An 18935-nucleotide genomic window follows, 5' to 3' on the forward strand; every position below is an offset into this window, starting at 1 on the left:
TGGGTTATAGACGAAACCATCGTGTCGGAAAGCAGTTAGGAGTAGAATAGCGGACCTTATTGTCCGCCTGTCGACCACGAATCAATGACACTGCCATGACGGAGAAGAACGCGAAAAAACTGGCCCGCATCGTTTTAGGAAGTACCCTTGTAGTTGCCGGCATCAGCCACCTTACGTTTGCCCGAAAAGACTTTAAAGCGCAGGTGCCCGACTGGGTCCCCCTTCCCGTCGACGATACGGTGGTTTACTCGGGTGTGGTCGAAATCGCACTGGGTGCCAGTCTGGTACTGGCTCCCGAAAAATACGAGAAAACGGTTGGCAAAGTAGCCGCTTCGTTCTTCACCGCCATTTTCCCCGGCAACATCTCCCAGTACGTAAACGAACGGCCGGCGTTTGGGCTCGACACCGATCGCAAACGGTTCGTTCGGCTGCTCTTCCAGCCCGCGCTGGTCTATTGGGCACTCAAAAGCAGTAATAACGTTTAGTCGGAAGCGGCTTACCGGGGTTCAAAAACAAGGCAGGTAGGGCGGGCAAACCCCGCCTGAACCCGGCGGAAGCGGAGACGACCGGTGCGCGGATTCACGGCATAAACGACCAGCTCGTCCGTTTGCATATTCCCAACAAGCATAAACCGCCCCGACGGGTCGATCGCAAAGTCGCGGGGCATGTGAATACCCTGCTGTTGCTGATCGACCTGTTTCAGCGTACCCCCGGCCCGAATCCGGAAGGCGGTAATGCCATCGAACCCCCGATTGGACACGTACACGAATTGGCCGTTGGGATGCAGTCGAACGGCGGCCGCGGTGTTGGGCTGGGTGAATGATACCGGCAGGGTCGAAACCGTTTGCACCGCCGAGAGTACACCGTGCCGGCTAATCCGGAGCGAGACCAGCGTACCCGACAACTCGTTCAGTAGAAAAGCCCGTCGGCCATTGGGGTGAACAACCAGGTGCCGGGGGCCTGCCCCGGCCACGCCCGAGAAGGCTGCCTGTCCGGGGTTGGGTACCAGCGTTGCCGAGGTTGCATGAAAGCGATAGTTCATGATGCGGTCGGCCCCCAGATCCGTAACGAAAACCGACTCCCCCGATGCGACAACGCAATGCGCATGCGACCGATCCTGGCGGGTGGGATGGGGCCCTGTACCCGCTAGCTGAAGCTGCTGCGACGCGGGCGACAGCTGCCCGTCGGGTTGAAGGGGAAAAACAGCAACGGTACCGCCCGTGTAGGTCGTGGTGAATACGGCCTGGCCTGAAGGCGCCACGGAAAGGTGGCAGGGATTGACAGCGCCCACCGGTTGGCGGTTTCGGATCGTCAGCCGCCCCTGGGTATCGATGGCCAAAGCTACAACCTCGTTCGATTGGGTGACCGCGTAGAGCGACCGGGTAGCCGGTGCCAGTGCCAGATAGCCGGGGCCCTGCAGCAGGCTCATAGTATCGATCAGGCTGATGATGCCAGTGGCCGGATCGAGCGTGCAGGTGCTGATGGGAGCGGCAGGCCCGGGCCGGAGCGAGCCGACATAGAACCGGATGACCGGCTGACCGAGGGTGCTAACTGGGATGGCGATAGCCAGGAGCGTAGCAAGTAATACACGCATAAGCAGGAATTGGTTAGGGATGCCGCCTGAGCAGCGTACGAATCCGGGTGTCGAGCACGGCTGCAGCCGCCTGAGCCTCGGCAAGCGGCCGGCCCACAGGCAGGCCGGGGCGGGTATGTCCCGTTGCGGTGAGCCAGGCATCGCGCAGCAGCCGCTGCCGTTCGGCCACCAGATCGAGCAGCGTCTGTGTCCAGGGGTCCCCGCCCAGCGCTGTCCGGGCATCGGGCACCGACAACAGGTAGGTTTCGCCCAATTCTGCCAGTATCGTTCGGGCCATCAGCCAGTGGCCGGCTTCGCCCGGATGCACCCCATCGGGCGCCAGCGCATAGGCCGTGTCGCTGGCGCGGTGGGCCACCAGATCCTGCGGCATGGGCGTGTGTATATCAATAACCCGCCACCGGGCCGCTGCCTGTTGGCCGAGCAGCCAGCGGGTATAGGTAGCCAGCACCTGGTCGTAGCCGGCATGGCCGCCCCGCTGCTCGTCGAAGACCGGGGGTGTCAGGTGAATAATGGGCGTTCCTGTGGCCCGCACCGCCTTGTGCAGCCACTGCATACCGGCTACAAATTGCCCAAAGCGAACGGAATCGAATGGTAGGTAGATGCCATCGTTCATACCGTAATCGGCCAGGATCAGGTCGGGGCGGGTTTGGACAAGAATGCGGCTGAGCCGTTCGTGCAGATCGGGGCGGGGAAACTGGCCGTTGGCATGCCCCGCTTCGGATAAGCCCGACACGGTTTCGCTGGGTAGTCCCAGATTAATGAATTCGATTGCCTGCCGGGGAAAGTAGCGCCGACAATACGCGTCGATGTAGGTGATGAAAGTACCTCGGTAGGTGATGCTGTTGCCCAGCAGCACAACCCGGCGAATCGAGTTGGGCAGGGGCGAAGCCGACTGTGCATCGGCTTCGGCTCCCGGCAGGAAGCCAACGAGCAAACACAGCAGGTACAGGCAACGGATCATGGGCGCAGGCAGGCAAAAAGTGGGCAAACTCAATAGGACGGCATGGCCGGGCGTAGCTGACTATCCGGGTCAGGCTGGCCCAGTACAATCTGCTTCGGGGCTTTCGTTTCGGCAAATTCCACCATAATGTCGCGCAGAATGTCTATGTCGCGGGGGCAGGCTTCGGCAAATGCTTCCCAGTTGATGAACGTCAGTGTGTCGGGCATGTCGACTACCGCGATCACGCAGTCCCAGAAGGCATCCCAGCTCACGCCGTACCAGTCGGGAAACTGAAGCTTTTTTTTGACCAGCTCGTGAAAAGCGGTTTTGGTGGTGATGTCGGCAAGATCGATGGTCATGGGGTATCGGTGACGAAGTGGTTGGAATGGACATACTGTAGCGCCGGGCACCTGGGTCGATGCGGTGCGTAGCGCCGGGCTGATTGGCTGAAAAAGCAGCGGGGCTGCCCGGCAATACTCATCCCGTGGCCCGGTTTCGGCCCATCGGGGGCGATGCGCCCCCGACCTGTTATTTACGTATAAACCTATTTTAGGGGAGCGGGCCAGCCAAGGACGAGGACATAGTAACTCTACTTTTGAATCGCTCCGCCAGATTCAGTATGTATACACTTGTCAATATATCTGATAGCTGATTATCAAGAATATATACGAAAAAAAGTCAACGCTGAGCGAAAAAAATAGTTTCGCTCTGGATAAAAAAAGACCTCGACCGAGGTCTTTTTTTATCCAGACAGAGCCGGTGTTTTGCACGATATACTTGCTGGTCCGTGCCGTATGATCAGCTAGGCTGGACGGTATCCCAGTACTTCTTTTTTCACGTAACGTACAATTCATGAAAATGCTGGCTGATTTCGTATAGCTATTGCCCATGCCGTTGCGCGAAAAAACCTTCTGTTCCAGCTGTGGAGTAAACACCACTTGTCGCTTGAGCACCAATTGGGGTTGATAGCTGCCCGAGCGGTCACAGGGTGTGGTTAACTCCAGGAGACCAGCCCTACTTATTACGGTCTTGCGGTCTTACCGTTTCGGCGATTCTGCTGGGTCTAGCGAGTCTCTTGCACATGGCTCTCCATCTCTGCCGCCGGTGTAGATTCAAAAAAATGTACGAGCAGAAGAGCGAACAAGCCTTGCTCACTTCTTAAGCGCCTTCCTTCGTAGAAGCCTTTGATAGCCGCCTGTTTGAAGGCCACAAAGTCAAATGGGTCAGTCATAGTATGTGAAAATAAGGGGTTTCCCTTGCTCCCCTCTATTCACCCCTAGGCCTGGCACAGCTCATCGAGCAGTATCTATAGACTTACAAAAACCGATTAACAAGCTGATAACGGTGAAAAATCCGCCAAACACTAAGAATGTCAAGGCACCTGTTATACATAAACCCGTTGTTTCTACACCGACCCTCAGTCCATAAGAACTAATCATAAACGCCAGCAGTGTGCTTAAACAACCGATTAACCCACTACCCAGCGTACTTAAGAAAAGAAGTGGTACCGAATCCTTAACAGATGCTAAACTCGTCAATTTGAGTAATGCCAATAGGGGAAACGAAGCAACTAGCAGGGGTATAGGAAAAATCAGCACCAAACGTGCGACATAGACTGTAGTATCCATAAGGCATTGATCGTGGAACGATACAATTAATGCCAATATGAATGAAAAGTAACCCGTATCAGTCAGGTTTCGTCTGTGAGTTTGAGCCGGATGCTCTTCGGCACCTTCGACCATTTTTGATGAGCTGCAATCAGGGTTACTGCCCGGTCTGGCCTGGTTCCCTTCGGATATAGCCCCCTGGGTAGAGGTGGCTTTGCAAAGATTGTCTGGTTTTTACCAGGCGCGTACTAAAGCAGTCAGGTCACACTTTGCAGTTTTGGGTCTGCTCGCTTGTATCGGTAAGCGATTGATGTAGTTTTCCCCGCAGGTGTTAGATAATAAGTTGCGCAAGTAGGCTTGCCCTCGAGGCATCCGTTATTGGCACGTTCGCGGGTAAAAGGGGTAGTTTGTAAAATTCGTTTTACAAACTACCCCTTTTACCCGCGAACGGTCGCTGCCCCGGAAGCGGGTTACGGCTCCGCTGCCCAAAACGCCCGGGCCTGCCGGTTCCCCGTATAAAAGGGATTCAGAGGGCGAGGGTTTAAAAATGGGCCAAGTTGGCCGGGCGGTTTTATCTTGCGGGCAATACCGGCCCGATCATCGATACCAGACCGGGCCGGTACTGCTTCCGTTGTTGATCAAACCTTTCCTGCTTACATGATCCTAACCCGTCTTGCCCGGCTGCCCCTGCTGGGCCTGGGCCTCCTGCTGTCGGGCCACGCTGCGCTGGCCCAGCCCAACACACCCCTCACTCTCTGGTACGATAAACCCGCTACCGAATGGACCGAAGCCCTGCCCGTCGGTAACGGCCACATCGGTGCCATGATCTTTGGCCGGGTCGGCGAAGAACTTATTCAGCTGAATGAAAGTACACTCTGGTCGGGTGGGCCGCTGAAATACGGCGTCAACCCAAACTCGGCCAGTTACCTGCCCGCCGTTCGGAAGGCGCTGCTGCAGGATGAAGATTACGATAAAGCCAATACGCTGCTGAAGAAGATGCAGGGGCTGTACACAGAATCGTATCTGCCCATGGGTGATCTGCGCATCCAGCAGTCGGTTGGGAGTGGTCAGCCGAGCCGCTACTACCGGTCGCTGAACCTGCAGGATGCCACCGCCACCACCACGTTTACCGTCGACGGCGTTACCTACACTCGCGAAATCTTTACCTCGGCCCCCGACAACGTGCTGGTTGTGCGGCTAACCGCGTCGAAAGCGGGTGCCTTGTCGTTCCGGGTATCGGCCGGAAGTCAGCTGACGCACACAACGGGCAGGGCAGCCGCCAGTGAACTGGTGCTGAGTGGGAAAGCCCCCGCCCATGTGAACCCCAACTATTACAATCCGCCCAATGTGGCGCCCATCGTGTATGCCGATACGGCGGGTTGCAACGGCATGCGATTCCAGTTTCGGATGCGGGTAGGGGAGTCCGACGGCACCGTTGTGACCGATACCGCCGGTATCAGCGTCAGTAAGGCGACCCGGGCGGTGCTCTATCTCACAGCGGCCACCAGCTTTAATGGCTTCGACAAATGCCCCGACAGCGCTGGCAAGGACGAAAAAGCGCTGGCCAAGGGGTATCTCGACAAAGCCGCTGCCAAACCATACCCGAAACTCGTTGGCGACCACCTGCGCGATTACCACGCTCTCTTCAACCGCATGTCGCTGGCCCTGGTCGACACGCTCAAAACGAATCCGGCCCGCCGGCTACCCGCCGACGAACGGCTGAAGGCCTACTCGAACGGGGCCTACGATCCGGAGCTGGAGACGATGTATTTTCAGTTTGGCCGCTACCTGCTCATTTCCTCGTCGCGCCCGGCGCTGGCAGGGGTGCCGGGCGGTCCGCCGGCCAATCTGCAGGGCATCTGGAACAAGGAACTGAGAGCGCCCTGGAGTTCGAACTATACCATCAACATCAACACCCAGATGAACTACTGGCCAGCCGAGGTGACCAATCTCTCCGAGATGCACCAGCCACTGCTCGACTGGATCGGCGATCTGGCCAAAACGGGTGCAGTGACGGCCCGTGAATTTTACAACGCGCCGGGCTGGGTGGCCCACCACAATGCCGACCTGTGGGGCCAGTCGAATCCGGTGGGCGATGTGGGCGATGGCGATCCGGTCTGGGCCAACTGGTACATGGGGGGCAACTGGCTGTGTCAGCATTTGTGGGAGCATTACCGCTTTACGGGCGACCGGGCTTTTCTGCAGCAGAAAGCCTACCCGATCATGAAAGAAGCCGCGCTGTTTACGCTCGACTGGCTGGTCGAAGACAAGGACGGCTACCTCGTGACGGCACCGTCGACCTCGCCCGAGAACAAGTTTAAAAACCCGAAAGGGGGTGAGGCTGCGGTATCGGTGGCGACTACCATGGACATGTCGATTATCTACGACTTGTTTTCAAACCTGATCGAAGCGCAGGATGTGCTGGGTACCGATCCGGCGTTCCGCACGCTGCTGATGCAGAAACGGGCGAAGTTATACCCCCTCAAACTCGACAAACGCGGGCGTATTCAGGAGTGGTACCGCGACTTCGACGAAACCGATACGCTGCACCGGCACGTATCGCACCTGTTCGGGCTGCACCCGGGCCACCGCATCTCGACCGACACCCCCGGTTTTTTTGAGGGTGCGCGCAAAACCCTCAACGTACGGGGCGATGCTGGTACGGGCTGGAGCAAAGGCTGGAAAATAAACTTCTGGGCCCGGCTCCTCGACGGGGATCACGCGTACAAACTGATCCGGCAGCTAATGAAATACACCGACGAGCGCGGGGTACAGATGTCGCGGGGGGGCGGTACCTACCCCAACTTTTTCGATGCGCATCCGCCGTTTCAGATCGATGGTAATTTTGCCGGTACGGCCGGCATGTCCGAACTGCTGATTCAGAGTCACCTCGATCATGTGGCGCTGCTGCCCGCCCTGCCATCGGTCTGGGCGGCTGGTAGCGTGAAAGGCCTGAAAGCCCGAAAAGGCTTTGTGGTCGATATGGACTGGTCGGGCGGGGCGCTCAAAACGGCCCGTATTCAGTCGCTCAACGGGGAAACCTGCCGGCTGCGTACCCGCGTACCCGTAACGGTCAGCGGGGCCACGGCCCAGACACGGCGCATAACCGGAGGGTATCTCACCACGGTTAAAACCACCAAAGGCGGCACATTCAGCCTTAAGGCCAATCACTAATCGCGCAACAGTGCCGGTTTTCGACAACTCATTATCGGCCCTGCTCGACCCGGAGCAGGGCCGTTTTAGTTGGCCTGGCGGGTATAGCCAAGCTGCCGGTTTGCCCAGGGAATAAAGTACTCGAAGTTGGGGGCGTCGGTATGGCCGCCGGCGTGCTGGCGCCAGGCCAGCTGGCCATCGAGCAGGCCGGTCAGCACCGGGGGCATCGTTTCGCGGTTGTAGTCGTTGCTGAGGCCCAGGTCGCGGGCACCGAGCAGTCTGAAAACCGACCCGGCCGCCACGGTGGCTTTGTAGCTGCCCGTCTGATCGAGCCACCGGGCATCGCCTTTCTCGGGAATACCGTAGCTGATGAAAGTGGGCCGGGGGGCACAGAGGGCGATCAGTTCGTGGCTGTCGACGGGCAGGTCGCAGCCCGTCTTGGCTCCGGCGCCGGCGGCTGCATAGCGCAGGTAGTTGCCGGCCATCCAGTGATACTCGCCACTGCCGGCCAGGCTCTCCACGGCCTCGCCGAATACCCGGCGCTGCAGGGTGGTGCCCCCTTTACCCGATGAGCCGATGAGCCCCAGCGCAAACCGCTGATCGTAGGCCATGGTCACCAGCGCAGCCTTGCCATAGCGCGACACGCCTTCGATACCCACCTGTTTGATATTCACCTGCGGTTCGGTGGTCAGGTAGTCGAGCAGGCGCGAGGCACCCCAGCCCCAGGCCCGCAGGGCGCCCCAGTCGTCGGGCTGGCGGGGCTGCCCCTGGTTGACCAGGCCAATGATGCCCCGGGTCAGGCCCGCGCCGTTGTCGGCCTGGATGCTGCCGGCCTCAAGGGTGCAGTATCCCCAGCCGGCGGCCAGCAGCTGCTCGGTCGGGGGCGATTCGCCGGTGGGGGCGGGGGCAAAAAAGTTCGGGCCCGGCAGCCGGGTGATGGGCTGGTAGGCGGGATACCGATCGAACAGGGCTTTTAAACTCGGGTCGGTCTGAATCATCAGCGTCTTGAAGGCCGTGTTGATTTTTTCCAGATCGGCGGGCGCGGGCTGGGCCGGGGCGGGCAGCGTCGGGAAGCCAAACATGATCAGCACCGGCACGGGGCCTTTCACGTTCTGGGGCAGCACCAGCACCGCGTTGATCGTTACATCGATGAGGGGATAAGCCCGGTTGTCGACCCGGCCAACGAGCTGTTTGGCAATCACCGGAATGCGGCCCACAAACTCCTTGTCGGTGATTTTGGCCGTCCAGGTCACGACCGGCGTTTGTTTTGGCTCACGCCCGTACAGCTCCCGCTCAAAATCGGCCAGCAGTTCGGGCCGGCGTACCGACCACCACCCATCGGCGGTAGTTATTTTTTTGCCGGCGTGGGTGGTCAGTATGTCGGGCAGTTGCGGGCAGGGGTTGGCCAGCGCTTCGTCGTAGTTGGCGTGGTTGGGGGCCGACTCATTCCCGCTCGGGCCGGGCCGCAGCGACCGGATGCCCAGTTTATTGAGCATCAGCGCCTGATCCTGTTCGGCCGTCAGGGTTTTGGGCGACGGATACCGGCTGCTGTCGATGGCAACTGGCTGGGCACGGCCGGCGCTGCCCAGCAACACCAGTCCGGTCAAGGCTAAAAGCGTGTTCATACGGCAGAAGGTAAGGCGTTGAAAGAAGCAGCCGGCAACGGCTAGTTGGTATCGGTTCGGAACGGCGAGGCCGGCAGCCCTTCTTTGTTGACGAGGTTAGCCTGAACGGGATTGTCGGCCCAGGCGTAGCGAACGTATTGGGGCGACTGAACGTCGGTACTGCTTACCACCACCGTATTGTCGACGATGCGGGCATTGGCCCATACCCATTTTTTATCGGCGCCCGCGATCGCAAACTCGCCCAGCGGTTCGCCGTCCTGGGTTGTCAGCCCACCGCCCGTATGCGTAAACCGGATCACGATTTTGTCGTTTTCAACGGTGGCCGATTCGTAAAGCGGACCCGAATAGACCAGGTTTTCACCGTAAGCAAGTTTGCGCGCAGCCAGCGCCAGCCGGTCGCCCACCGCTTTTTTGTTGTCGGGATGAATATCGTTCCATTCGCCGAGGTCGATGGCGACAGTCATGGCCGTTTTGGGTACAGACAGGGCTTTCAGCTGACCCTCGCGCAGTAGGGCCCAGCCACTCTCGGCGGGCAGGTACGTATAGTCCATGAAACCCGGCAGCTGCACGTACAGAAAAGGCAGTTGCCCCTGGTTCCAGCGCTGTCGCCAGTCGGTAATCAGGGCGGTTTGCAGCGCCTGGTATTCCTGGGGTCGGCCCGCGTTGCTTTCCCCCTGATACCAGCAGAATCCTTTGATGGCGTACTGGATTTCGGGAGCAACCATGGCGTTGTACAGGGCTGTGGGCTGGTTCTGGGCGTTGATGCCCCCGGCTGGATTGCCCCCGGCTGGACTGCCCCCTGTTGTCAGGGGCCGGAAAACGGTGCCCACTTTGTAGTGCCAGGTGCCTTTCAGGTCGACCGTGTCGGTACCGGCAAATACGCAGTAAGGTTTGTCGGGCACGAAACCACCTTTACCGGCCGTGTTGGTTACGCGCACCACGAACAGGTTTTTGCCCGCTTTCAGCAGCCCGGCCGGCACGTTGTAGCGCCGTTGGGGGTACATATACGTGGTACGTCCAACCGACTGACCATTGATGAACAGTTCATCGGCATCGACGATGCGGCCCAGAAACACCCGGGCGGCTTTATCGGCCATCGACGCCGGCAGGTTTATCTCGCGCCGGTACCAGACCACGCCGTTCAGGTTGCTGATGCCCTGATCCTCCCAGTAACCGGGAACGTTGATGGGTCGCCAGTTTTTGGGCACGTAGGCCGGGTCGGCCCAGCTGACGGGCCCGGCCGTGCCCAGGTCGACGGGTGGGGCGGGGCGGGGGGCACCGGCGGCCCGGCGGGTCAGGCTATTGACGTAGGTGGTATCCCGGTTTCGGGCGATGATGGCCTGCTGGGCTGGCATGCCGGTAAAGCCGGCTTCGCTGATCCAGGCTTCGATGGGGGTGCCCCCCACGCTGGCGTTGATGATCCCGATGGGCACCCTGTAGCGGTCGTATAACTGGCGGGCCATGAAAAATGCTACTGCCGAAAAGGGACGTACCTCCTCGCCGACCGCTTTTTTCCACTGCGCGTTGGGTACATCGGTCTGCGGGCCCTGCAGACTGGTCAGGGTCGGTACCCAGTACTGCCGAATCTGGGGGTAGTTGGCTTCGGCGATGTCGCGGGCGTAGGTCACGTCGTGAATGTTCAGCTGGTGAACCATGTTGCTCTGACCACTGCAAAACCAGACATCGCCCAGCAGTACATCGGTCAGGGTGCGCTGGGTGGTGCCGGTGATGGTCAGCGTATAGGGCCCGCCGGCAGGCTGGGGGGGCAACGTTATGCGCCACTGGCCCTGCGCATCGGTTTTGCCCCGGTAGGTTTTGCTGCCCATCCGCACGCTGACCGGCGTACCCGCTTTGTCCCAGCCCCACAGCCGGAGCGGTTTGTCGCGCTGGAGCACCATGCCGTCGCTGATCAGGGTGGGCAGGCGTAACTGGGCCCGGGTAGCTGTGGGAAGCAGGAGGGTGAGCCAGACAAGAAGGGCAATCGGTTTCATAGCGGGGCAAAAAAGGGGGGTGGTTGCTGAAAGACTACCGGGCCGTTGCGATTACTTTGTAGAACGCCGGCTTGGGTTTGTTTTGCCGATCGAAGAGCAGCGGGTAGTTGGTGCGGCCCCGGATGGGCCAGCCGTTCAGCCAGCTGTCGCCGTCGTTGACGCCCCAGAACGTCACCCGCGAAACCTTGTCCTTGTGCTTCAGAAATAGTTTGAAGAGGGCTTCGTAATCGGCCGCCAGCTGGGTCTGCACGCTATCGGGCAGGCCTGCCGTGTAGGGGTTCGACTGGGCGTTGGCCGTCATGCGCTGGCCCACATCGGCGCCCTGAACATTGCGCGGCAGCACCTCGATGTCCAGTTCGGTAAACATCACTTTCAGGCCCAGCGCTGAGTATTGAAGAATACTTTCCTCAATGTCTTTCAGCGGAATTTTGCCCACGTGCCAGTGTCCCTGAATCCCGACTCCGTCGATCCGTACCCCGGCGTCTTTGATTTTTTTGACGAGTGCCAGGCAGCCCGCCCGCTTGGCCGGCTGCTCGTTGTTGTAGTCGTTGTAATACAGTTCGGTGTTGGGGGCAGCCTGCTGCGCCAGCCGAAAGGCTTCCGTCACAAAATCGGGCCCTAGGTGTTGCAGGAACACCGATTTGCGCATGGTGCCGTCTTCGTTGAGGGCTTCGTTGACCACATCCCAGGAAAATACCTTGCCCTTGTAGTGGCCGGCCACGGTTTTGATGTGATCGGTGAAAAACGTGCGGATCGAGTCTGAACTGTTAATGCTCCGGATAAAGGGCGGCAACTGGCTGTGCCAGATCAGGGTATGGCCGTTTATTTTGATGTTGTGTTTCCGGCCGAACTCGACCAGTTTGTCGCCCATTTCGAAGGTGTAGGTATCCCACTTCGGATGCAGCAGGGCCGATTTCATCACGTTTTCGGGCGTGGCCATGTTGAACTGCCGCGCAATGAAGGCCGTGGTGGCCGGGTCGCGCTCGTCGATCTGGGCGTTGTTGAGGCAGGTGCCGATGCCGAAGTCGTTTCTGAACGTGTCTTTCAGCGAAGGGATGGCCTGCGCGCGAACCGGCCCGTGCGTCAGCGCCAGACCCATGCAGGTTACCAGGCCAAAACTGGCCGCTTGTTTAACAGATACCATAAACAGTGTTGGTTGGAGGTTGTGTCTGATGAGCCCGTCAGTTTACCTGAACAGCAGGGGTGCAAAGCCGAACAGGTCGTGGCGCCAGACGGGCCAGGTATGGCCACCGGCGTACTCGCTGTACTGGTACCTGATGCCCATGTCGTCGAACTTCTTCAGCATAATCTGACAGTTCTGCCAGGCAATATCTTCTTTGCCGCCCTGCGAGATCCAGAAGGTTTTCAGGTTGGTGTTGATGGGGCCGGCATTGGCCTTCATAAAGGCATACTGCGGGTCGGAGAGGGCAGTATTGTTGGCCCACCAGCCCGAGCTGAACACGCCCAGCGCCGAGAACAGATCGGTGTTGCGCAGGCCCGCATGCAGCGTTTGCAGTCCGCCCATCGACAGGCCCGCCAGGGCCCGGTGGCTGGCGTCGGCGGCTACCCGAAACTGGCTTTCCACGTACGGAATGGCGCCCTGTTTCAGTTCGTTCTCAAAAGCGCGCAGTGCGTTCTCGTTGAAACCGGCCACCCCACCGCCCATGCCGATATTGCCGTCGAGCATGGCAATCAGCATGGGTTTCGCCCTGCCATCGGCAATCAGGTTGTCCAGAATAAGACCTGTTTTGCCCTGCATGGCCCAGCCCCGCTGGTCTTCACCCCCGCCGTGGAGCAGGTACAGCACGGGGTAGTTGCCGGTCGACCCGTCGTAGCCGGGTGGCGTATACACGTACATGTCGCGCCAGGTGTTGGTGGCTTTGGAGAGGTAGCGCCGGATGCGGATATCGCCGTGGGGTACATCGCGGAGGGCGTAGTAGCCTCCGTCCCGGTCGGGAATCTCGATGCCGCTGGCCATGCGGCCCATGCCGTAGAAGCTTTCGCTGGCGGGGTCGGCCGTGGCCACGCCGTCGAGCAGGAGCGAATAGTAATGAAAACCCCGGCTGATGGAGTCGGTGGTGACGCTCCAGAACCCGCTGGTGTCTTTCACCATGTCGTACTTGCGGCCCAGATCGATCTGTACCTTTTGGGCATCGGGTGCTTTCAGCCGGAATATGACCCGGTTGTCGGGCAGAATCTGCGGGTAACGGGCGTTGCGAATATTGGTTTCGGCGGGTGAGCCCAGCACGGTGTATTTCGTCAGCGACGCCTGATCGACAGGTTTGAACAGAAACTGTGAAAACATGTACAGCCCGTTTTTCCAGACCTTGAAATCGTGCCCGCCCGGCTCCACGTAGTACACGTGCGGAACGTTGTTCTGGTAGAGGTAATCGTGGGTCCGTTTGCTGAACGGGATCAGTCCGTCGGCGTCGCCACACGAAATCCAGAGCAGCTTCAGCTTTTGCCGGGCTTCGGCCGGACTGGGTACCAGTGCTTCGGGCTTCCTGGTGTTGGGGGCCGACGAGAATCCGCCTACCCAGGCGAACGTATCGAGATTGCCCAATCCGAAATTGAGCGACTGTCCGCCCCCCATCGACAGCCCGGCAATGGCGCGGTGTTCGCGGTCGGTCAGCGCCGGGTACTTTTTCTCAACGAACGGAATCAGATCGGTGAGCAGGTCTTTCTCGAAGGTGGCAAAGGCCTGCACCTTGTCGGGAGCCATGATGTTGCCGATGGCCCGGTCGTCTTTCATGGCGCGGCCGTTGGGCATGACCACGATCATGGGTTGCAGTTTGTTGTCGGCGTAGAGGTTATCCAGAATAACCTGCGGACTGCCGCCCTTTAGCCATTCTTTTTCATCACCACCGATACCGTGGAGCAGGTACAGCACCGGGTATTTTTTCTTTTTACTGTAGCCCGGCGGGGTGTACACCAGCGCTTTTCGGGTGGTGCCGACGGTAGAGGAGGCATACTGAACCGAGTCGAGTTTGCCGGTGGCAATGCCCGGCCGAACCTGGTCGAAGCCTTTGGGGCCTTCCATCAGAATGGTCTGCGCGAAAGCGCCTGCGCTCACGAAGGCAAAGCCAAGCAGCAGGCTGATTGATCGTTTCATAAGGGGCTGTAGATGGGGGTTTTTGGATCTATTTCCTGAAAAGCAGGCTGGCGTATTGCTTCAGCGACCGGCGCCAGGTCTGCCACTCGTGCGACGTACCCGGCGACTCGTAGTACACGTGCCTGATGCCGGCTTTGTCGAGCGCTTCGTGGAAGCCTTTCACACCGGTGTACATCCGCTCGGGTTCTTTGGTGCCGATGCTCACATACACCAGTTTCATTTTTTTGTTGAAGGCATCGGCATCGGCCCAGGCACCATTGTAGGCCTGTTTGATGTCGGCACCCGGCTGCAATCGGCCGGCCCCGCTGAAGCCCCCGATGTAGGCAAACTTGTCGAGGTTGGTCATCGTGGTCTGAAACGTCTGGAAACCGCCCATCGACAGGCCCGCCATGGCCCGGTTATCGCGGTCGGTCAGCGTGCGAAACGCTTTGTCGATCATCGGAATAACCTCGTTCACCAGCACCTCCGGAAACACGTTGCTGTTCATGCTGCCGGGCCCGGTGGCGGTGGTGCTGACCGGTCTGGCGGGGTCGGTGGCGTAGCCGCGTTCCATCACCACAATCATGGGCGTTGCCTGCCCGGCGGCAATCAGGTTGTCGAGAATAAAATCCATTTTGCCCTGCGTGGCCCAACCCGTTTCATCTTCGCCCGAGCCGTGCTGCAGATACAGCACGGGGTAGCGTTTGGTGGTGTTCTGGTCGTAGCCGGGGGGCGTATACACATTGGCCCGACGCCAGGCTTTGGTGATATCGGAGTAGTAATTAACCGAACGAACCTGCCCGTGCGGCACCTGTTGGGGCTGGTAATAGGCCATGTCTTTATCGGGAATGTCGATACCGCTGGCCATGCGGCCCATTCCATAAAACGTCTGACTGGCCGGGTCGGTGGTGGCAACGCCATCGGCGATAAGCGAGTAGTAGTGAAAGCCTTCGACCACGGGCTCGGTCGTAACGGTCCAGAACCCGCTGGTGTCTTTGACCATGTCGTACTTCTTCACCAGGTCGATCTGCAGCCGGTGGGCATCGGGCGCTTTCACCCGGAACACGACCCGATTGTCGGGCAGAATCTGGGGGTACTTCTGTCCCGGAATATTGGTCGATGCCGGCACGCCGGTCGTCTGGCCCCGGACGATACCGCTCAGCGATACCGCGCAGGCAATGAGGGCGATTAACGTTTTCATAGGAAAGGGTTTACTGGGTTTCGTTTTTGATGGGCCACCATCCGGTCCCGTAGTAGAGACTGCACCGGCGGACCGGCAAGATTTTGCGTCTCTACACGAGCGTCAGCCATGTGGACGGGATTTTTTATTTCCCCGATGGCGGAATGATCTGGTACTTACCGCTCAGGTGCATCAGGCTGAACAGATACAGCAGACCGTCGTAGTAGGGGTCGAAGTAGCCATCGTCGAAGGGCTTGAGTCTGGCGTTCCAGACCGCCCGCGCAAAATCGCGGCTGCGCTCATTCTGGTTGATGAGCGACAGGGTGCCGGCGGTAGACACCAGCCCGATCGAGTGCCGCAGTTTCTTGACCGGGCCGGCCTGGAGAATAAAATCGGGGCGCGAACCGTCGAGATTAAACTGATCCTCGTAGGTGTCCATCCCTTTCGAGCGCAGGAAAGCCTGAAACCGGGTGGCATAGTCTTTCTGCCAGGCCTTGTCTTTACCAAACCAGGTGAAATCCATGGTGATGTTCATGGGCACCCGCCACGAGTCGTACCGAAAGGCCGAGGGCGACCAGCGGGTATCGTGCGGTTTGCCGCTGAACTCGGTGTAGTCGGCGTTGAGGCCCGTGACCGGATGGCAGGCCCGGTGCAGAAACGCCCGCGAGGTGTCGGCGCAGGCCCGGTAAAAGGCTTCGTGACCGTCGTTGGCGTAGCGGGCCCAGACTTCGTAGAAAGCCGGCAGGTGATACGATGGGTCGGTCCACTGGTAGTTGCTGCCTTCGGGAACAAACGAGATTTGTTTGGCGTCGGTATTGATCAGGTTGTAGATGTTGCCGGTGCCATCTTTCGTCCACATCGCATCCAGAATCCGCCGGGCCTCGCCGTAGTAGTTGATACCGGTATGATTACCCCACTTGTTGGCCGCAAACAGCAGGCTGGTAATGTAATACAGCTCGCCGTCGGAGGCCGACCCTTCCGAATTTTTTTTCATCGTCTGCGGGTTGATGCTCCAGGCGAAATAGGCTTCCCGGGGGCCGCTCTGGTGCTGCAGGTACTTCTTCGACCACCGCCAGATGCGGTCGAACACGTCTTTCTTGTCGAGCTGCACGGCTACCATCATGCCGTAGGAAAGGCCTTCGGTACGGGCGTCGTGGTTTTTTACGTCCGAAACGTAGGCCATGGTGTCGCCCACTTCGAAATAAACCTTGTTGGGCCCTTCGAAAATGTCGTGGTAGGCCTTCGCCACTTTGGCGTCGATGTCGGCGGGTTTGTAGCCCAGTTCGCGGAACAGATTGCGGGGCTTGCCGGCCAGCTGGCCATAGCCCGGCAGGGCCACGGCCAGCCAGCAGCCGGTCAGCAGGATGAGGGGTAAGGTCAGTCGGGTCGTCATAGGTTAGTCAGGGAAGGGGAGACCGCCTTAGCGGAACAACAGGGGGGCCATCTCGTGCAGGCTCCGGCGCCAGGTCTGGAACTCGTGGCCGGTTTTGTCCGACACGTACGATACCGCGTTGTAGCCGGCGGCTTTCAGATCCGTTGCTGCTTTGACAACTCCATCGGGCCGTTCTTTACTGCCGCAGCTCAGGAAAACGGCTTTGGGTTTGGCTTTGCCGGTGAGGTCTTCGGGGGTATAGAGGCCACCGCTCAGCAGGCCATAATAGCCAAACACATCGGGCTTGTTGAGCGTAATCATTTTGGTTTCCATACCGCCCATCGACAGCCCGGCCATGGCCCGGTTGTCGCGGTTGGTCAGCGTGCGGAAGTTAGCGTCGACGTACGGAATCAGCTCATCGACAAGCACGGTCTGGAACGGATCGATCTTGAACTCCCGGATCTTGCCAAATTTTACTTCGTTGGTCATGCCGTAGGTCATCACAATCAGAAATGGCTTTGTTTTGCCTTCGGCGATCAGGTTATCCATAATCAGGTTGGCGTGGCCCTGGTTGCTCCAGGCGGTTTCGTCTTCGCCCCAGCCGTGCTGCAGATACAGTACCGGATACTTTTTCGATTTGTCTTTTTCGTAGCCCGGCGGGGTGTACACAAACGCCCGGCGCGGGGTGCCGGTGCTCTTCGACGGGAACAGAATCTGCTGCACATTTCCGTGGGGGACGTCTTTCAGGGCATAGAACTCCCCATCGTGGGCGGGTATCTCGATGCCGCTTTCCCAGCGCACCGAGCCGTAGTAGTTTTTGGCACCGGGGTCGTTAAACTTGCCGCCGTCGATGGTGACGTTGTAGTAGTGAAAACCCTCGTCCATGGGGCCTTCGGTGGTGCCGGTCCAGAAGCCGTCGGCGCCTTTGGTCAGTCTGGTGCCGCCCCGCCCACCCAGGCCCAGGCTTACCTTGACGCTGTCGGCTTTGGGGGCCAGGATTCGAAAGCGGGCGTATCCCTGCGAGTTGACCTGGGGGTATTCCTGCCCCGGCTGGTTCATGACAGAGGGTTTGAAATCCTCCACTATCGACTGGGCAAAACTGCTGAGGCTCAGCAGGGTGGCTGCCCCATAGGCAGCCATGGTTTTGAGGTTCATCTGGGTATTGGTTTAGGGAAACATGAAGTTGGTTAACTGACCTTCAGTGAACGGTCTCTATGCGGACATCAGCAGCTCGCTGATTACCGAAAGAGCTGCGGCAGGGTATCGGCGAGGTAGCGTTTACAGTTCATCCAGGTGTGGCCCCCGTCGGTGATGAGGGGTTTCGCCGTTACACCTTTCGCCTGAAACAGCGCCAGGTTCTGCTTCACCGGCTCATACAGAAAATCGTCGGTACCGACGCTGATGGTGAACAGGCTGAGCTGTTTGTTCAGCTGCGCGGCATTGGGCGACCAGTTGCCGAAGTTGGACCGAAACTCGTCGGTAGCCGTGTAGGGAGCGTAGGCGCACACATAGGCAAAGGTTTCTGGGTTGGTAAGGCCGATGTTGAGCGTCTGGCCACCGCCCACCGAGAAGCCCGCCACGGCGCGGCCTTTACTTTCCTTAACGACCGGGTAACTGGCCTCCACAAACGGTACAATGTCGTTCACCATATCTTTGGTAAAATCGGCCATGGGGGCGGGGCGCACATTGCCGTAGGGCATCACGATGAGCATGGGCCTGGCCTTGCCCTGGGCAATCAGGTTGTCGGCAATCAGGTTGGCGCGGCCCACTTTGGTCCAGGTTTCTTCGGTGTCGGAACCGCCGTGGATCAGGTACAGCACCGGATATCGGGTTTTGCCGCCCGGGTCGAAACCGGGCGGGGTGTAGACCAGCAGTTGCCGGGTGGTGCCCAGCGTGCCGGACTTGTAGTAGCGGTAACTTACCTTACCGTGGGGTACGTTCTGCAACGAATGCACCAGCGGCCCATCGCCGGGTACGTCGACAATGCTGCGTTTGAAGCGCTCGTTGGCGAAAATGTACGTGTTGCTCGGGTCGGCCAGCGAAACGCTGTCGACCGTAAAGCTGTAGGGGTAAATGTCGGGTTTGACGGGCGGCACCGTCACGCTCCAGATGCCCGTGGTGTCTTTGGTGAGGGTAACCGGCGCTTTCAGGAATTCGCCCGACAGGCTTACCTGTCTGGCCGTGCGCGAGAAATACCGGAACGTGATGCTATGGTCGGGGTGCACATCGGGCGAGCTGATGGCCGGTGGGCGCTGCTGTGCCAGGGCCGACAGCGAAAGAAAGAGTGAAAGAGCGAGCGAGTGAACGAGTGACGGTCCGGCGTTCCGGAGCGCGACAATTTGGTAGGTGAAGTTCGCCCTAATTTGTTTTGACGTGTTCATG

At 59.2% G+C, this 18935-nt stretch carries 14 protein-coding genes and 1 pseudogene; 2 read left to right on the top strand and 13 right to left on the bottom strand.

Annotated features, from left to right (window positions below; translation table 11 throughout):
• Nucleotides 1-95 precede the first annotated feature (95 nt).
• A complete protein-coding gene (locus ACYVAC_RS17680; RefSeq protein WP_461099095.1) occupies nt 96-485 on the top strand; it encodes a DoxX family protein in 390 nt (129 codons plus the stop codon).
• Nucleotides 486-496: 11 nt separating this feature from the next.
• On the opposite strand, the gene ACYVAC_RS17685 is transcribed toward ACYVAC_RS17680, so the two are convergent.
• From ACYVAC_RS17685 to ACYVAC_RS17705, 5 genes and pseudogenes are all read right to left on the bottom strand, one after another.
• A complete protein-coding gene (locus tag ACYVAC_RS17685) occupies nt 497-1594 on the bottom strand; it encodes a lactonase family protein (protein WP_461099096.1) in 1098 nt (365 codons plus the stop codon).
• Nucleotides 1595-1607: 13 nt separating this feature from the next.
• Nucleotides 1608-2555 carry an SGNH/GDSL hydrolase family protein gene (locus ACYVAC_RS17690; protein WP_461099097.1) on the bottom strand — a complete coding sequence of 316 codons (948 nt, stop codon included), beginning with the start codon at nt 2553-2555 and terminating at the stop codon, nt 1608-1610.
• Between the two features lie 29 nt (nt 2556-2584).
• Nucleotides 2585-2893, bottom strand: a complete 309-nt coding sequence (locus tag ACYVAC_RS17695) for a barstar family protein (RefSeq protein ID WP_461099098.1) — start codon at nt 2891-2893, stop codon at nt 2585-2587.
• Between the two features lie 484 nt (nt 2894-3377).
• Nucleotides 3378-3765, bottom strand: a pseudogene (locus ACYVAC_RS17700) (transposase); the annotation flags it as partial.
• Between the two features lie 61 nt (nt 3766-3826).
• On the bottom strand, nt 3827-4162 hold the full coding sequence (locus ACYVAC_RS17705) for a hypothetical protein (RefSeq protein WP_461099099.1): 336 nt from the start codon (nt 4160-4162) through the stop codon (nt 3827-3829).
• Between the two features lie 636 nt (nt 4163-4798).
• Here ACYVAC_RS17705 and ACYVAC_RS17710 point away from each other — a divergent pair.
• Nucleotides 4799-7315: a glycoside hydrolase family 95 protein gene (locus ACYVAC_RS17710; protein WP_461099100.1), complete on the top strand. Its 2517-nt coding sequence runs from the start codon at nt 4799-4801 to the stop codon at nt 7313-7315.
• Nucleotides 7316-7380: 65 nt separating this feature from the next.
• On the opposite strand, the gene ACYVAC_RS17715 is transcribed toward ACYVAC_RS17710, so the two are convergent.
• The 8 genes from ACYVAC_RS17715 to ACYVAC_RS17750 all read right to left on the bottom strand — a co-directional run bounded on the left by ACYVAC_RS17715 (nt 7381) and on the right by ACYVAC_RS17750 (nt 18934).
• Entirely contained in the window at nt 7381-8919 is a 1539-nt protein-coding gene (locus ACYVAC_RS17715) for a glucuronyl esterase domain-containing protein (protein WP_461099101.1), read from the bottom strand.
• Nucleotides 8920-8960: 41 nt separating this feature from the next.
• Entirely contained in the window at nt 8961-10910 is a 1950-nt protein-coding gene (locus ACYVAC_RS17720) for a sialate O-acetylesterase (RefSeq protein WP_461099102.1), read from the bottom strand.
• 34 nt (nt 10911-10944) lie between these two features.
• The gene (locus tag ACYVAC_RS17725; RefSeq protein WP_461099208.1) at nt 10945-12009 is read right to left on the bottom strand and encodes an endo-1,4-beta-xylanase; all 1065 of its coding nucleotides are present in this window, start codon (nt 12007-12009) and stop codon (nt 10945-10947) included.
• 87 nt (nt 12010-12096) lie between these two features.
• The gene (locus tag ACYVAC_RS17730) at nt 12097-14022 is read right to left on the bottom strand and encodes an alpha/beta hydrolase-fold protein (protein WP_461099103.1); all 1926 of its coding nucleotides are present in this window, start codon (nt 14020-14022) and stop codon (nt 12097-12099) included.
• Between the two features lie 28 nt (nt 14023-14050).
• The gene (locus ACYVAC_RS17735) at nt 14051-15202 is read right to left on the bottom strand and encodes an alpha/beta hydrolase-fold protein (protein ID WP_461099104.1); all 1152 of its coding nucleotides are present in this window, start codon (nt 15200-15202) and stop codon (nt 14051-14053) included.
• 124 nt (nt 15203-15326) lie between these two features.
• Nucleotides 15327-16574 carry a glycosyl hydrolase family 8 gene (locus ACYVAC_RS17740; RefSeq protein WP_461099106.1) on the bottom strand — a complete coding sequence of 416 codons (1248 nt, stop codon included), beginning with the start codon at nt 16572-16574 and terminating at the stop codon, nt 15327-15329.
• Nucleotides 16575-16601: 27 nt separating this feature from the next.
• Nucleotides 16602-17708 (bottom strand): alpha/beta hydrolase-fold protein, encoded by a 1107-nt coding sequence (locus ACYVAC_RS17745; protein WP_461099108.1) that lies wholly within the window; start codon nt 17706-17708, stop codon nt 16602-16604.
• Between the two features lie 83 nt (nt 17709-17791).
• Nucleotides 17792-18934, bottom strand: a complete 1143-nt coding sequence (locus ACYVAC_RS17750) for an alpha/beta hydrolase (protein WP_461099110.1) — start codon at nt 18932-18934, stop codon at nt 17792-17794.
• Nucleotide 18935 lies beyond the last annotated feature (1 nt).

The sequence above is a fragment of the Spirosoma luteolum genome (assembly GCF_054778875.1).

What these genes read in the sequence shown, in the direction of transcription:
- ACYVAC_RS17740 (WP_461099106.1), bottom strand. Translation starts at nt 16,574, where the DNA reads ATGACGACCCGACTGACCTTACCCCTCATCCTGCTGACCGGCTGCTGG.
- ACYVAC_RS17730 (WP_461099103.1), bottom strand. Translation starts at nt 14,022, where the DNA reads ATGAAACGATCAATCAGCCTGCTGCTTGGCTTTGCCTTCGTGAGCGCA.
- ACYVAC_RS17695 (WP_461099098.1), bottom strand. Translation starts at nt 2,893, where the DNA reads ATGACCATCGATCTTGCCGACATCACCACCAAAACCGCTTTTCACGAG.
- ACYVAC_RS17705 (WP_461099099.1), bottom strand. Translation starts at nt 4,162, where the DNA reads ATGGATACTACAGTCTATGTCGCACGTTTGGTGCTGATTTTTCCTATA.
- ACYVAC_RS17725 (WP_461099208.1), bottom strand. Translation starts at nt 12,009, where the DNA reads ATGGGTCTGGCGCTGACGCACGGGCCGGTTCGCGCGCAGGCCATCCCT.
- ACYVAC_RS17750 (WP_461099110.1), bottom strand. Translation starts at nt 18,934, where the DNA reads ATGAACACGTCAAAACAAATTAGGGCGAACTTCACCTACCAAATTGTC.
- ACYVAC_RS17680 (WP_461099095.1), top strand. Translation starts at nt 96, where the DNA reads ATGACGGAGAAGAACGCGAAAAAACTGGCCCGCATCGTTTTAGGAAGT.
- ACYVAC_RS17710 (WP_461099100.1), top strand. Translation starts at nt 4,799, where the DNA reads ATGATCCTAACCCGTCTTGCCCGGCTGCCCCTGCTGGGCCTGGGCCTC.
- ACYVAC_RS17745 (WP_461099108.1), bottom strand. Translation starts at nt 17,708, where the DNA reads ATGAACCTCAAAACCATGGCTGCCTATGGGGCAGCCACCCTGCTGAGC.
- ACYVAC_RS17715 (WP_461099101.1), bottom strand. Translation starts at nt 8,919, where the DNA reads ATGAACACGCTTTTAGCCTTGACCGGACTGGTGTTGCTGGGCAGCGCC.
- ACYVAC_RS17720 (WP_461099102.1), bottom strand. Translation starts at nt 10,910, where the DNA reads ATGAAACCGATTGCCCTTCTTGTCTGGCTCACCCTCCTGCTTCCCACA.
- ACYVAC_RS17735 (WP_461099104.1), bottom strand. Translation starts at nt 15,202, where the DNA reads ATGAAAACGTTAATCGCCCTCATTGCCTGCGCGGTATCGCTGAGCGGT.
- ACYVAC_RS17690 (WP_461099097.1), bottom strand. Translation starts at nt 2,555, where the DNA reads ATGATCCGTTGCCTGTACCTGCTGTGTTTGCTCGTTGGCTTCCTGCCG.
- ACYVAC_RS17685 (WP_461099096.1), bottom strand. Translation starts at nt 1,594, where the DNA reads ATGCGTGTATTACTTGCTACGCTCCTGGCTATCGCCATCCCAGTTAGC.